A 14,282-nucleotide genomic window follows, 5' to 3' on the forward strand; every position below is an offset into this window, starting at 1 on the left:
GAATGTCACGCCTGTCAGCCTGTCCGCTTTTCTTCGAAAGCGGGCATCTGACCGCGTTTCTCCAGTTCCTCGCGGATCATTTTCTTGGTGATCTTGCCGTAGGCGGATTTCGGCATGGCATCCCAGAACACCACTGATTTCGGCAGCTTGTAGCGGGCCATCTTGCCTTCCAGATAGGCCTTCAGATCGATGGCGGCGATATCCGCGCCCTCGCGGGCCACGCAAACGGCCACACCGACCTCGCCCCACACCGCGTCCGGCACACCCAGAACCGCAGTCTCGCTGATATCCGGATGCATGAGGATTTTTTCCTCGATTTCACGCGGATAGATGTTCGAGCCGCCGGAAATATACATGTCGGAGGCGCGCCCGGTGATGTAGAGGAAGCCGTTCTCATCGCGATGACCAAGGTCGCCCGTGCGGAACCAGCCATTGCGGAAGGCTTTGGCATTTGCCTCGGGATTATCGTAGTAGCCGGCGAAAACGGCGGGACCGATTACACAAATTTCGCCGGTTTCGCCTGCGCCAACTTCCTCGCCCACATCGTTCTGGATCTGCACTTCCATGCCGGTGCGGTCGAAGCCGCAGGTGCCGATACGCGTTTCCGGACCGTCCTCGGCGTTATGAAAAGAAGGCGGCAGCACGGTGATGTTACCGGTGACTTCACCCAAGCCGAAATATTGCACCAGCACCGGGCCGAGCTTTGCAAGCGCCCGTTTCTGGTCCGCGCGATACATCGGCGCGCCGGCATAGATGACATAGCGCAGTGAGGAGTGATCGAAACTATCCACAGAGGGGTCTTCGACGAGCATTTTAAGAATGGTCGGTACAGTGAAGGCGTTGGTGATATGCCATTTTTCGATCAGCGCCCAGACGGCGGGCACATCGAGCTTTTCCGCCGCCGGCAGCACGGTTTTCGCGCCATGCGCCACCTGCACCAGCTGGTGAATGCCCGCACCGTGTGAAAGCGGGGCAACGACGATGGAGGCGTCGTCCGGTCCGGTGCCGGGCATCAGATCGCAGAGATGGTTGGTGATGACGAACGCCATCTGGCCATGGGTAAGCACTGCAGCCTTGGGCCGGCCGGTGGTGCCCGAGGTGAAGAAGAACCAACACGGGTCATCCCGATCCACTGCCTGGCTTTTGACTTTGTGCCCCATATGACGGACCACGATGGCGTCGTAATCCTCACCGAACTCAGCCGTGCCGATGGCGATGCTGAAATCGATCGTGCTTGCCTCATGGCTGGCTTTTGCATGATCGGGAAAAGCACTGGCGCAAATCATGCCGCGTGCGCCGCTGGCCTTCGCCAGATAGGCAACTTCATCGGGCGATTGACGGTAATTGGTCGGCACCCACACAGCACCCACGCGGAAGCATGCGAACATGGATTCGAACATCTGGTTGTTGTTGGAGGACTGCACCAGAATGCGGTCCCCCTTTTTGACGCCGAATTCAGTCTCCAGCGCATGGGCCATTGCGTCGACGCGGGCTTCCATTTGAGCCCAGCTCCAAGTCTTTTCACCCCAGACGAAACCGATATGGTCCGGGTTGCGGCGTGCCGCCTGCGTCAGGAAATGCGAGAGGTTCATCACCCGCGTGGTGGAGGGCGCAACCCCGCCCGCGGGATGCTGCACGGCACTTTGCATCGTCATTTCACACGCTCCATGATCGAGACGTAATTGGCAACCGCCGTGCCCCCCATGTTGAACACGCCAGCCAGGGAGGCATTGGGAATTTGCATGTCGCCTGCCTCGCCCATCAATTGCATCGCCGCCATGACATGCATGGAAACGCCGGTCGCTCCGACGGGATGACCTTTCGATTTCAATCCACCCGATGGGTTGATTGGCAGGCGTCCGGTCTTCAGCGCCGTTCCATCCTGGACAACCCGATATCCTTCACCGGGCTTCGCAAGCCCCATGGCCTCGTATTCGATAAGTTCGGCAATGGTGAAGCAGTCGTGCGTTTCAACGAACGAGAGGTCGTCGAGCGTTGCGCCGGCAAGTTCCAGCGAGCCGGCCCAGGCGCGGCGCGCGCCTTCGAAGGCCAACGGATCGCGACGGCTCAATGCCATGATGTCGTTGACATGCTTGCGGCCCCGGAAACCGATGGCGCGGTTGAGTGTGGCTGCCGTTTCCTCGTCGGCCAAAATGATCGCGGCAGCGCCATCAGAAATCAGCGAGCAGTCGGTGCGGCGCAGCGGGCCTGCGACGTAGGGGTTCTTGTCCGAAACCGTATTGCAGAAATCGAAGCCGAAATCCTTGCGCATATGGGCATAGGGATTGACCGCGCCATTGGCGTGGTTCTTTGCGGCAATCATCGCCAGTTCTTCCGAGCGGTCGCCATAACGTTGAAAATATGCCTGGGCGATGCGGCCGAACTGGCCGGCAAACCCGCCGGGAATATTGGCCTCCTCCGCACGGTAACAGGCGGAGAGCAGGATTTCGCCCACCTCTGCGGTCGGCAGCGCCGTCATTTTTTCGGCGCCGACAACGAGTGCGATGCGGCCGCGCCCGGCTTCGATGAAGTCCATGGCGCTGTAGAGGGCGGCCGATCCTGTTGAGCAGGCATTTTCGAAACGCACTGCCGGCGTATAGGCGAGGCGCTCATCGCCCATCGCTACCAGGGCGCCCTGAAAATCCTGTTTCGAGAAGCCATTGTTCATTACGCCGACGAAAATGCCGTCGATATCGCTGACATCGACGCCCGCATGGTCTATGGCCGGCGCCACGACCGAAGCCATCAGTTGCTCGGTATTTTCAAGGGCCGACTTGCCGAAAGGCGAATGCGCCCAGCCGACGATCTGCGCTTTGCTCATTTGCTCGTTCTCCTCGTTTGCCGTTTCGTGTCGCCTTCACCGCGCGTGCGGGCGCGGCTGGCCATCATTTCTGCGATGCGTGTCTCGATGCGGGTTACTTCCTCGCGCAGCAGCGCTGCCAGTTCCGGCTGGCGCTCCGGCCGCATGCGGCTGTCCACAGCGGCAATGCTCAGCGCTCCCGCCACAGCGCCATCAGGCGCGCGGATGGCAACGCCAATACCCCAGGAATTAGAAAGGATCAGGCCGGGGTTGAGCGAATAGCCATTGGCTCTCGTCAACTCGACATCCCGGCGCAGGCCCTCAAGCGTTATACCGGGATAATTAGCGGCAATCAGCCCGCTATTGGCCGCAATGATACTTTCCACCTCGGCGTCTGGCAGCGCCGCCAGCATGGCGAGCGAACCCGCACCAATACCTAAGGGGTGTTCGAAACCGGCCTGAAGTGCATGGGTGCGCACCGGCCAGGTGCCTTCTTCGCGGTAAAGGCACAGGGAAAATGTATCACGGCGCACGGAAAGGAAGCTCGAATCCTCCGAGCGGCGGGAAATGCGCGTCAGGCCGTCCTGCGCCATTTGAAGAAGGCCAAACCGGCGCGATGACAGGCTGCCCAGCACATAGGTTTCTTCGCCGAGGTAATAACGCCGCGTTTCCTCATCCTGCTCCACAAGGCCGGCACGGATCAGAGCCAGCAGCAGGCGGCGGGCCGTGGGCTTGTTCAGTCCGCTCTCTGTCACGATGACCGAAAGCGCCACGCCGCGTTCTGCGTGCCTCCCGACCATGGAGAGCAGCGCCAGAGCCCGGTCCACCGCGCGCGCGCCCGTCAGATCTTTTTCTACCGGGATCGTTGTTGTTGCTGCCATCTCAGGAAAACGCCCCCACCGCACAGCTTTGCCCGCCATCGACCGGCAAACAGACGCCAGTGATGAACTTAGCCTCATCAGATGCGAGAAAAACGGCGGCGCGGGCAATATCGAAGGCATCGCCCATGCGACCCACCGGGACAGCCGCATTGCGCGCCGCCACCATCTCCTCGACAGACGCATATTGATTGCTGATCTGCTTGTAGATCAGTGGGGTGTCGATCATTCCCGGAAGAATGCAATTGGCGCGAATGCCCTGCCGAGCATATTGCATGGCCAGCGCCACAGTCGCCTGATTTACAGCTGCCTTCATGGCGTAATAGGCAAAATAGGGATAGCCGGTCCAGCGAATGGAGGCGAGCGACGAGATATTGATAATGGCCCCGCCGCCCTGCGCCAACATCACCGGCAACACAGCCTTGGAGGTGCGATAAACGGAGCCGATATTGAGATCGACCGAGGCGCGAAAGCTTTCCTCATCCAGCTCAATCGGCCCGCCCATATGGGTCACGCCGACATTATTGTGCAGAATATCGATGCCACCAAAGGCCTCGCAGGTGCGGGCAACGGTGGCCGATACGGACTGTAGTTCAGTGACATCGGCGGCAACCGCAATCGCCTCCAAGCCTTCTCCGCGAATGATCTCAGCCGTCTCTTCGGCTGCGTCAGCGGAGAGGTCGACACAGGCTACGCGCGCGCCTTCGCGGGCAAATTGCACCGCCGCAGCCTTGCCGTTGCCAAAACCCGGCCCCGATGATCCTGCGCCAAACACAAGCGCGCGTTTTCCCGTCAGGCGACCTGTCAAAGCAGTCTCCATTCCAATCGTCAGACATAGTCGGGTTGGCCCCGCTACGGGCGGGGCCAGTTACTCAACGGGCCGGTCAGGTCAGGCTTGCACCAACGGCCTTTTCAAGAATGGCCCAGGCTTCATCGCCGTATTTGCCCTTCCACTCGGAATAGAAGCCTGCCTCTTTCAGCGCGGCGCGGAAGAGTGTCGCATCCGTGTCGTTGAAGGTCATGCCCTTGGAAATCAGATCTTCCTTGACCGAGGCATTGAGCTTCGCCACATCGGCGCGTTCATCCTTGCCCGACTGGTTGAGGTTTTTGGCGACGATGGCGCGCAGGTCATCCGGCAAACGCTCCCAGGCGCGCTTGTTGGCGAGGAACCAGAACCCGTCCCACATATGATTGGTGACCGAGCAGAATTTCTGCACCTCGAACAGCTTCGCGGTGGAAATGATCGCCAGCGGATTTTCCTGGCCATCGACCACACCGGTCTGCAGTGCAGTATAGACCTCGGCGAAATTGATCGAGGCAGGGGCAGACTTGAACGCCTTGAACATAGAGGTCCAGAGCGGGCTCACTGGCACGCGGATCTTGAAGCTTTCGAGATCGGCCGGCGTGGCGATGGGCTTGGAAGCGCTGGTGATCTGGCGGAAGCCGTTATCCCAGATGGTGTCCATGGCAACGAGATTCTGCTTGGCAATTTCGCCACGGACATATTTACCGAGATCGCCATCCATGGCCGCCCATACGGACTCGTAGTTCGGGAAGGCGAAACCGATGCCACTGATGGAGGCGTTCGGTACCAGCGTCGACAGGATCAGCGGCGAAAGCGTGAAGAATTCAACGCCTCCGGAGCGCACCTGGCTCAAAACGTCTGTGTCGGCACCCAGCTGGCTGCTGGGGAAGATGCTGATATTGACCTGCCCATCGGTCTCTTTGGCGATGCGCTCAGCGGCCTCCTTGGCGCGAATGTTCATCGGGTGCGCTGCAGGCAAATTGTTGGCATATTTATAATTGTATTGGGCAGCGCGGGCGCGCGACACGAAGGCGGTGGCCAGTACGGCGGAACCGGCGGCGGCGAGTATGGTACGTCTGTTGATATTCATTGCTTTCTCCTCCCAAAATAAAGCAGGTATCATTCATGGGCGTGGCGGGCGGACCCGCCACGGTCTCAGAGCAGAATGGTCGAAAATCCGGGGATTGCTGCAATCAGCAGCAGACCGATGATCATGGCTGCGAGATAGGGCCAGATGGCACCCATGGCTTCGTCCGGCGACACGTTGCCGATCTTGCAGGCGATGTAAAAGCCGATACCGATGGGCGGCGCCATCAGGCCGATATTCATGGCGACCACCACGACCATCGAATAATGAATGTCATTGATGCCAAGCGTGCGGGCGATCGGGAACATGATCGGCGCGAGCAGAACGATTGCTGGCAGTCCTTCCAGGACGCAGCCCAGGATCATGAAAATCAGGATCGACACGACCATGTAGGTCATCCAGCCGCCCGGAAGATCGGTAATCATCGCGGTCAGCTGGAAAGCAAAGCCGCTCTGCGTCAGCCCCCAGGCCATGGCCGACGCACAGCCGAGGATCAGCAGGATCGCCCCTGAAAGGGCTGCCGTCTCAACCAGCATCGAATAAAGCTTCCTGAGGCTGATGCCGCCATAAAGCACTGCGCCGACGATCATGGCGTAGAGCACGGCAATAGTGGATACTTCGGTTGCCGTGGCGACACCGCCGCCCACCAGGCTGCGGATGAGGAAGGGCAGAACGAGCGCCGGTGCGGCAATCAGGGCTGCCTTGCCGACCTGCGGCCATGGCGTGCGCTTTGCGCCTTCCATGTTTTCATCCCGCGCCTTCCAGCGGGCCAGAACGGCCAGCACCAGAAGCAGTACCATTGCAATCATGAAACCGGAGGTGAAGAGGCCGGCAATAGACACACCTGCCGCCGAACCCAGAACGATCAGCACGATTGAGGGCGGAACCGTATCGGCCATGGCGGCGCCGGTGGCCAGAAGCGCGATCATTTCCTTGGGTTTATGGCCACGGCGCTTCATTTCCGGAAACAGCGCCGGTGCGACGGTTGCCATATCAGAAACCTTGGAGCCGGAAATGCCGGAGACAAGAAACAGAGAACCGAGCAGAACATAGGACATGCCCGCGCGAATGTGGCCAAACATCGAGGACAGAAGCTCGACAATCGCCTTACCCATGCCGGTTGCATCGAGCACGCAGCCGAGCAGCACGAAGACTGGCACTGACAACAGAATGATGCCGGACATGCCCTCATCCATGCGCCCGATCATCACAATGGTCGGAACCCAGGTGGTGAAGGTCAGATAGGCGAGGGTTCCAAGGCCGAAGCAGAAGGCAATCGGAACACCCAGCACCAGAAATACCGCAACGAACAGGCCGAGGAAGATCGCCAGATTAAAATTGCCGAGGGATTCCAGCATCGGCGATGCCAGATAGAGCAGGCCTGAGGCAACCGCGACCGTTACAAGGGCCGCAATGATATCGCGCAGATTTTCTCGTCGGAAGAGATTGTTGAGCACCAAAAGCAGCATAAGACAGGCGCCGACCGGCAGCGCCGCAGCGCGAAACGACATCGGAATATTCAGCGCCGCTGACGTGACCACCCACTCCTCGATGGCGTATTCCATGGCGGGCTTGATGATTGCCGCAAGAAATGTCGCCACCAGCACCAGTGCCAGGGAATTGATATAGCCCAGAACACGTTGCGGGAACATGTTGAGAAACAGCGTGAGGCGCAGGTGTTCACTGCGATCGATGGCGATTGCCGCGCCCAGCATGGCAAACCACAGAAAGCACAAGGACGCCGTTTCATCGATCCAGACAATCGGTAGATGCAGGGCATAACGTGACGTCACGCCCAGCAGAAGCAGGCCGATCATCACCGCCAGCAGCACCGCCGCCACGGCCTCGATGGGGCGCATGAACCAGGAGCCTGTTACCTGTCCGGTGTGCAACAGTTCGCCATCGAGTACAAATACGTCGTCATTCGCGTTTGCGGTCATGGTCATCGGGGCCTCCTCTCCCACAGAACAACCTTCGCAATGAACATGTCTGCAAAACAGGATGTCCGTGCCACGACCGCGACATCAGGATAGCTGTTGTTGCCAGACAGGCCAGACCCCTCCAAAGGTCTGAATGTATCGGGATACTGCCTCCACAATATGGACCGTTACAAAATCATGTATTCGGGATACACAGGAAAATTCATGAAATCAACAGTAAATAGACGGATTTATGCAGTTAATTTGCGCATATATAAGGTCCATATAGTGGATCATACTTGATTGGAGCCCTCATTCCTCATGATCGCCTTGCAGCGCGGCACCTCGTTCAAAGGCCAGTCAATGCAAATCGTGCCTACCGATTAGAGCAGGTCGCCAGACATCCGGGACGCCCGCGTCGCGTTACAGAGAGCCGGAAAACATGTCTGCCTGGCCTTAACTGGCGGGGGTGGGAAGAGCTGCGACGTGACGACCGCTGGGCGCAAAAGGAAAAAGTGACGGTGGTGCGCCTGAGCCCTCCCTAAACGGCAATACAGGCGTCGATTATCTATCGAAACCTTCCCTTACGGTGGTTTCTTGACGTAACGTTATGTTACAAGGGGATATGTTCTTCGCGACGTCACCGCTTGGAATTCTTCCTGGCAAGCGCGGGGCGACGCGTCGCCCAGCCTTTCCTTTGCGACCGCGGCGGATGCTGAGCGGATTGATCTGATGCGGCAGGTAAGCGGCTACTGCATGCGGGGGCGCCCCGGCGTACTACGTTCAGACCAGAGCCAGAATCCGGGCCGGACCACCCGTTCCGCCGCGATGTGCAGGCGCGCCGACGACGATTGTCGCGCCCCTTACCGGCAAAGCCTCAAGGTTGTTGAGGCCTTCGATGCCGTAGCGCCCTGCCGGCAGCCAGGAATTGTGAACTGCGAAATCGGCGGAGTTGCCAGGATCAAGCGAGAGCGTGTCGACACCGATTGCGACCGTATCGTGCTTGAGCAGAAGGTCGGTTGCCGACTTGCCGAAACCGGGGAAGGCAAATTTTCCGGCGTCGTCATTGCGGAAGGAGGGGCTCTTTACTCTGGTTGCCCAGCCGGAGCGCAGAGCGACGATCGAACCTGCCGGAATGTCGCCATTTGCGGATATCCAGCGCTCGATGTCTTCGGCCTCGATCGTGGAATTGGCATCCTCTTTTGCGCGGTCTGTGATGTCTACGATGACCAGCGGCGCGACAAGTTTCTGCGGTTCCAACTGATCGACACTCGCCCCGTCGGCGCTGAAGTGGAACGGTGCGTCAATATGCGTTCCGGTATGTTCGTAGATCGTGAGTTTATGGAGCTGATAACCGTCCTTGGCGATCTGAGCTGCCCACTCGTATTCTATGCCCGGCTTGCCATCGAATGTAGGGAACGTGGAGTCATATGTATGTGTGAGATCGATGACCTGTCTGGGTGTTTGCGCAAGTACCGGGGCCGCGAGGCTGCCAGCCGTCATCGCCGTTACACCGGCCACGGCGCCCTTGAACAACAAGCGTCGCGACAGCATGTTCTTTTTCACGTTCTCGATCACGCAATGGTTGCACATTCCCTAGTCCCTCCATTGAAAATCCCTGATCACAACCGTAGCGCAACGATGGAGTGAAGCAAGACATGAACTTCCCTGATTTTTGACCCGTGTTCAGATGGCGGTTTCGGCAGCCCGGCGTCCATAGGCAGTACCCGCTTGCCCACCGGCAGGCCGGTCTCCGATATCGTGAAAGGGTGGTGGACAGATTATCCGCTTGCCGCAGGGCGTTGCGCAACGCCATGGCGTTGTCAAAAGGGATGGAAGGAAGAAGTGAATGCGAAAACGGCCGCGGCGGGGCGCCGAGCCGTTTCCTTGAGGTCAGATCGATGAAACCGCGCCCAGAAGTCCCGCAAGCGGCGAGGGCTCGTCGGATGTTGAGTCATATACGCATGGTACTGCAAATATCGCCGCAAACACGACGGCGATGACAAGGACGCGGGCGGAAACCATCGGCTTAAGCGAGAATGAGCGTAACATCGATGTTCCCCCTGGTTGCCTTCGAATAGGGGCAGATCTGGTGGGCATCTTCTATTATCGTCTGCGCGATGGGACGATCGATACCGGGCAGGCTGACCGACAGGCGAGCCTGCAGAAAGAATTCGCCACCCGTCGTGCCGAGGTCAACCTCCGCATCGACAGTGGTGTCGGCTGGAAGCCGGAGCTGGTGTTTTGCCGCCGCCTTTGTCATGGCGCCGATGAAACATGCCGACCAGCCTGCCGCAAAAAGCTGCTCGGGATTCGTGCCCGGCTTTCCGCTGCCCGGAGGGGAAAGCTTGATGCCAAGCGCGCCATCATCGCTTTGCGCCGATCCGTCGCGCCCACCGGTCGTGTGGGTCTTGCCGGTATAAAGAACAGTCTCGATCTTGGTCACGGGAGGCTCCTTTCATTGTGCCGCTGCTGCGGCGTTTCGTGATAGGAGCTTTGTGACGGATCGGCGTATCCGGCATGTTTCCGGAAACTGCAAAACTGTATCGAAAAGTATCGTTGTTACTGGTTATCGTTGACCTGCGTCCCTCTCAGGCAAAAGCCACCTCGGCTGCAAGCCCGCCGCCTTGCCTGTTATAGAGGCGCACCGAGCCGCCGATTGTTCCGGCGAGCTGCTGCGCGATCGCAAGTCCGAGTCCTGTTCCGCCGGTGTCGCGGTTTCTCGATGTTTCAATCCGGAAAAAGGGCTGCATGGCATTTTGCAGCATCTCGTCGGGGATGCCCGGCCCACGATCGAGCACCGTGATGACCACGGTGCCTTCAGTGCGCCGGTCGACCTTGATTTCCGCACTGCCCCCGAATTTGAGTGCGTTATCTATCAAGTTCGTCAGGATTCTTCGCAGGGCATGTGGCTTTGTCGATACTGTGCCGCGCACCATACCGTCAACCGTGACTGCTTTTCCGGTATCCTGATAGTCGTAGGCTATGCTGTCGATGAAAGAGGCCAGATCGATACGTGAGGATTTCTCGCCATTGCCATGAGCGCTGCGTGCATAAGCGATACCATCCTGTACTAGACGTTCGATTTCACGCAGGTCACTGACCAACTTTTCCTTTTCCGGCGTATCGTCTGCCATGTCGGCCCGCAACCGCATCCGGGTGATGGGCGTCTGCAGGTCGTGCGAAATCGCCGCGAGAATCTGGACCCGCTCCTCGAGATATTGGGCGACGCGATCGCGCATCGCGTTGAAAGCGCGGGCGGCGTGGACAACTTCGCTTGGGCCGCTCTCGCTCATCGGCAACCCCTTTTCCCCCGGATCTAACGCTTCGGCTGCCGCAGCCAGCGCGCTGAGCGGTCTGGTCGTCTGTCGCACTGCAAACCAGGTGCAAAGAACAAGAAGCGCCATCTGAGCGGCGAAGACATAAGGCAGCCATTCCGCCAAGGGCATCACGCCGCGCGGTGTCACGTCAATTGTCAGGGGTGAGCTGTCCGATAGCGTCAGATGCGCCTGAAGCCGCTTGCCGTCGCCGGGAATGGATTCGACCTTGACGGGGAAACGGTGTCCTGCGGCCTCCTCGATCCTCTGCGCAATTTCAGCGCCGCGGCCGGACATGTCGGAAACACCTGGAACACCCGGGCCGAGGACGAGCTGATAATTGCTGCGGCTCAGGCGATGGACCCATTGCGCCCGCTCTTCCGCAGGCAGGCGGTCGATTATGGCGATCGATACAGCCAGATCCTGCTCAAGAGTGCCGAGCATGACCGCCTTTGCCGACATATATCGTTCCGCAAAGAGGATGCTGAACGACAGACCGTAGGCAATGGCAAGGCCCGCAAACAGGATGATGAAAAGTCTGGACCGCAACGAGCGCGGCCACCAGCCGGCGAGCAGGCGTGGGCCGTTCATAACCTCGGCTCCGAAATCTCCACGGGCACCGCAAAGACATAGCCTTCCGCCCGCACCGTCTTGATGTAGACGGGTTCGCGCGCGTCATCCCCCAGCCTTTGGCGCACGCGGCTCACGAGAAGATCGATCGACCGGTCGAAAAGTTCGGCATCGCGGCCCTGCGTGAGATTTAACAGCTGGTCCCGGTTGAGGACGCGCTGGGGATGATCGATGAAGACCCTGAGGAGCCGGTATTCAGCGCCGCTCAAGGCCACGGTCGTGCCCTCCCTGTCGAGCAGGTGACGGCCCACCGTGTCGAGGCGCCACTCACCAAAGGTCAGGAGCTGCCCGGCCTCGCTGATCTGCAGATTGGGAGGCAGCATCCGCGTGCGGCGCAGAATGGCTTTGATCCGCGCAAGAAGTTCGCGGGCAGCGAAGGGCTTCGACAGATAGTCGTCGGCGCCCATTTCGAGCCCGATAATGCGATCCATCTCGTCATCGCGGGCCGTCAGCATCAGCACCGGCGTGGCTTTGTGTTTCCCCGCCCGCAGCTCACGGCATAAAACTAGCCCGTCATCGCCAGGCATCATCACGTCGAGCACGATGAGATCGACGGTATTGCCGTCGAGAAAACTTCTCATCTGCCGTCCATCGGCCGCCACGCTCGTACGCAGGCCGTTCTTCTTCAGGTAGCTGGAGACCAGCTCCCGGATTTCCCTGTCGTCGTCCACGACGAGAATATGGTCGATATGGTCCATTGGATGCCTTCGTCGTCCGGACGGTTCGAGTGGCCCGCTACCGCGCGCCCCGCTGTCACATGCAGTAAGACAACGGTTCGCGGGCTTCGGCAAGTTTAAAGCTCTGCGACGTCCAGAACAGCCCTGGCAAACGCCTCTGGCGCTTCCTGCGGAAGGTTGTGGCCGATGCCGCCGCTGATGTTGCGGTGCTGGTATTTGCCGGAAAACTTCGACGCGTAGGCGGAAGGGTCTGGATGCGGAGCACCGTTGGCGTCGCCTTCCAAGGTTATCGTCGGCACGGTGATGACGGGAAGTTTCGCAAGCTGGCGCTCGTATTTATCGTACTTGGCTTCCCCGTCTGCCAGTGCCAACCGCCAGCGGTAGTTATGGATGGTGATGGCCACATGGTCGGGATTGTCGAATGCGGGTGCCGAACGATTGAAGGTCTCGTCACTGAATTTCCAGGTCGGAGATGCCGTCTGCCAGATCAGGCGCACGAAGTCGCGGGTGTTCGCTGCGTAACCCGCACGGCCGCGTTCCGTCGCGAAATAGAACTGATACCACCACGAAAGTTCCGCCTTGGGAGGAAGTGGCTTTCTATTGATTTCCTGACTGCCGATGAGATAGCCGCTGACCGACACGAGCCCGGTGCAACGCTCGGGCCAGAGTGCGGCCATGATGTCGGCGGTGCGAGCGCCCCAGTCATAACCGGCCACGACGGCCTGTTTGACGCCGAGTGCGTCGAGAAAGGCAATCATGTCGACCGCAAGCGCCGCCTGCTGTCCGTTGCGTGCCGTGTCGTCCGAGAGAAAACGGGTCGTGCCATATCCGCGAAGATAGGGGATAAGTACCCGATATCCAGCCGATGCAAGGATGGGTGCGACATCAACATAGCTGTAGATGTCATAAGGCCATCCGTGCAGCAGCAGCACGACTGGGCCGTCTGCGGGGCCGGCTTCTGCGTAACCGACGCTGAGTACACCCGCTTCAACCTGCTTAAGGGCGCCAAAGGAGGTCGCTCCGTCGCGTCCGGTTGACGGCTGAGGCGCAGGCGCTTCGCCCTTGGCATGAGCAAGGCCTGTGGCCCCGAATTCGACGGCGGCAACCGTCATTGCGGCAATGCCAAAGAAGCGGCGGCGTTGGAAATTGATCTCGGAAGTCATTGGCTGTCTCTCCTGTCCGTGTTGGATGCCGGACAAGTAACAGGGTGCGTGTATCCTCGATGTGTCCCAAGGGAGCCGACTGTGAATGGTTTTGTAGCAGGGTGCATTCCGGATACAGACTGATACATTTGGCTCGCCCTTCCAACGCAATCAGCCGCCCCGGTGTCTGGCGCGGCTGTGCTGGACTTCGAGGCGGGCGCGGTTTATTTCGCGGATTGCCGGGCGGCCTGTTCGATGATGTCTGCAACCTTATCGGGCTGGGAGGCGAAGACCGCATGGCTTGCCGCAATCTCGGTCACCGCGCTGCCGGCGCGCTTGGCCATGTCACGCTCGAGATCGGGGTTGATTGACCGGTCCTGCGTTGCGACGATCGACCAGCTTTTTTTGGTTTTCCAGGCGGGTTCGCCGGCTTTGGCGGCAAAGGCGGCCTTGGCGGCGAAGACCTGACTTCTTGCCATGAAGGCCGCGTCCTCACGCGGCAGATCGCCGGCGAAATCCTGTCCAAAGACGGCGGGATCGAGGTAAAGGAACGCGCCATCCTTCGTCGGCTTGATGCCGTTACCGGCCGGCGGTCTGGAGCCGGCGAGGTCGAGAAGGCTCTCTCCTTTCTCCGGCTGAAAGGCGGCGACATAGACCAGCCCGGCCACGTCCGGTCGACTGCCGGCTTCCGAAATTATCATGCCGCCGTAGCTGTGTCCGACGAGCAGGCTCGGGCCCTGCTGGAGATCGAGGACACGGTTGGTGGCCGCCACATCATCGGCAAGCGAGGTGATGGGCTCCTGCACGATCGTGACGTTGAAACCTCGGCTTTGAAGAATCTCTGTCGCCCGGAGCCAGGCCGATCCATCGGCCAGCGCGCCATGGACTATGACGATATTCTTCACCTCCGCCGCCTGTGCGGCAAAAGCGATCAGTGCGGTTGCGATGGCGATCGCGAATTTTGGCATGAGACGACGGTGCATCATGTTTTTCCTTTGGTTTGATGGGAAAGGGAAGGAAAATGCAG

12 protein-coding genes are annotated in these 14,282 nt (G+C 59.5%); all 12 read right to left on the minus strand.

What is annotated here, in order from left to right:
- Positions 1–14 precede the first annotated feature (14 nt).
- The gene (locus ASD46_RS22890; protein WP_060642753.1) at positions 15–1,655 is read right to left on the minus strand and encodes an acyl-CoA synthetase; all 1,641 of its coding nucleotides are present in this window, start codon (positions 1,653–1,655) and stop codon (positions 15–17) included.
- A complete protein-coding gene (locus ASD46_RS22895) occupies positions 1,652–2,821 on the minus strand; it encodes an acetyl-CoA acetyltransferase (protein ID WP_003517520.1) in 1,170 nt (389 codons plus the stop codon). Before ASD46_RS22895 ends, ASD46_RS22890 begins: the two co-directional genes overlap by 4 nt.
- Entirely contained in the window at positions 2,818–3,681 is an 864-nt protein-coding gene (locus ASD46_RS22900; RefSeq protein WP_060642754.1) for an IclR family transcriptional regulator, read from the minus strand. Before ASD46_RS22900 ends, ASD46_RS22895 begins: the two co-directional genes overlap by 4 nt.
- A 1-nt stretch (position 3,682) precedes the next feature.
- The gene (locus ASD46_RS22905) at positions 3,683–4,486 is read right to left on the minus strand and encodes an SDR family NAD(P)-dependent oxidoreductase (protein ID WP_035199177.1); all 804 of its coding nucleotides are present in this window, start codon (positions 4,484–4,486) and stop codon (positions 3,683–3,685) included.
- Positions 4,487–4,562: 76 nt separating this feature from the next.
- The gene (locus tag ASD46_RS22910) at positions 4,563–5,573 is read right to left on the minus strand and encodes a TRAP transporter substrate-binding protein (protein ID WP_060642755.1); all 1,011 of its coding nucleotides are present in this window, start codon (positions 5,571–5,573) and stop codon (positions 4,563–4,565) included.
- A gap of 65 nt (positions 5,574–5,638) precedes the next feature.
- Positions 5,639–7,516: a TRAP transporter large permease subunit gene (locus tag ASD46_RS22915; RefSeq protein ID WP_013761236.1), complete on the minus strand. Its 1,878-nt coding sequence runs from the start codon at positions 7,514–7,516 to the stop codon at positions 5,639–5,641.
- A 756-nt stretch (positions 7,517–8,272) separates the two neighbouring features.
- Entirely contained in the window at positions 8,273–9,082 is an 810-nt protein-coding gene (locus ASD46_RS22920; protein WP_060642756.1) for a cyclase family protein, read from the minus strand.
- Positions 9,083–9,518: 436 nt separating this feature from the next.
- Positions 9,519–9,935, minus strand: coding sequence for an organic hydroperoxide resistance protein (locus tag ASD46_RS22925; RefSeq protein WP_019566319.1), 417 nt, complete (start codon positions 9,933–9,935; stop codon positions 9,519–9,521).
- Between the two features lie 145 nt (positions 9,936–10,080).
- The gene (locus ASD46_RS22930; RefSeq protein ID WP_060642757.1) at positions 10,081–11,397 is read right to left on the minus strand and encodes an ATP-binding protein; all 1,317 of its coding nucleotides are present in this window, start codon (positions 11,395–11,397) and stop codon (positions 10,081–10,083) included.
- Complete coding sequence (locus tag ASD46_RS22935; RefSeq protein WP_060642758.1) at positions 11,394–12,134, minus strand: response regulator; 741 nt, start codon at positions 12,132–12,134, stop codon at positions 11,394–11,396. Before ASD46_RS22935 ends, ASD46_RS22930 begins: the two co-directional genes overlap by 4 nt.
- Positions 12,135–12,229: 95 nt before the next feature.
- Positions 12,230–13,276 (minus strand): alpha/beta fold hydrolase, encoded by a 1,047-nt coding sequence (locus tag ASD46_RS22940; RefSeq protein WP_060642759.1) that lies wholly within the window; start codon positions 13,274–13,276, stop codon positions 12,230–12,232.
- A 203-nt stretch (positions 13,277–13,479) separates the two neighbouring features.
- Positions 13,480–14,238, minus strand: a complete 759-nt coding sequence (locus tag ASD46_RS22945) for an alpha/beta hydrolase (protein ID WP_060642760.1) — start codon at positions 14,236–14,238, stop codon at positions 13,480–13,482.
- Between the last annotated feature and the right edge of the window lie 44 nt (positions 14,239–14,282).

The organism is Rhizobium sp. Root491 (genome assembly GCF_001427205.1).
GTDB classification, from domain to species: domain Bacteria; phylum Pseudomonadota; class Alphaproteobacteria; order Rhizobiales; family Rhizobiaceae; genus Agrobacterium; species Agrobacterium tumefaciens.

Excerpts from the sequence above, each read along its gene's own strand:
- ASD46_RS22890 (WP_060642753.1), bottom strand. The coding sequence starts at position 1,655 with ATGACGATGCAAAGTGCCGTGCAGCATCCCGCGGGCGGGGTTGCGCCC.
- ASD46_RS22895 (WP_003517520.1), bottom strand. The coding sequence starts at position 2,821 with ATGAGCAAAGCGCAGATCGTCGGCTGGGCGCATTCGCCTTTCGGCAAG.
- ASD46_RS22900 (WP_060642754.1), bottom strand. The coding sequence starts at position 3,681 with ATGGCAGCAACAACAACGATCCCGGTAGAAAAAGATCTGACGGGCGCG.
- ASD46_RS22910 (WP_060642755.1), bottom strand. The coding sequence starts at position 5,573 with ATGAATATCAACAGACGTACCATACTCGCCGCCGCCGGTTCCGCCGTA.
- ASD46_RS22915 (WP_013761236.1), bottom strand. The coding sequence starts at position 7,516 with ATGACCATGACCGCAAACGCGAATGACGACGTATTTGTACTCGATGGC.
- ASD46_RS22920 (WP_060642756.1), bottom strand. The coding sequence starts at position 9,082 with ATGTGCAACCATTGCGTGATCGAGAACGTGAAAAAGAACATGCTGTCG.
- ASD46_RS22930 (WP_060642757.1), bottom strand. The coding sequence starts at position 11,397 with ATGAACGGCCCACGCCTGCTCGCCGGCTGGTGGCCGCGCTCGTTGCGG.
- ASD46_RS22935 (WP_060642758.1), bottom strand. The coding sequence starts at position 12,134 with ATGGACCATATCGACCATATTCTCGTCGTGGACGACGACAGGGAAATC.
- ASD46_RS22940 (WP_060642759.1), bottom strand. The coding sequence starts at position 13,276 with ATGACTTCCGAGATCAATTTCCAACGCCGCCGCTTCTTTGGCATTGCC.
- ASD46_RS22945 (WP_060642760.1), bottom strand. The coding sequence starts at position 14,238 with ATGCACCGTCGTCTCATGCCAAAATTCGCGATCGCCATCGCAACCGCA.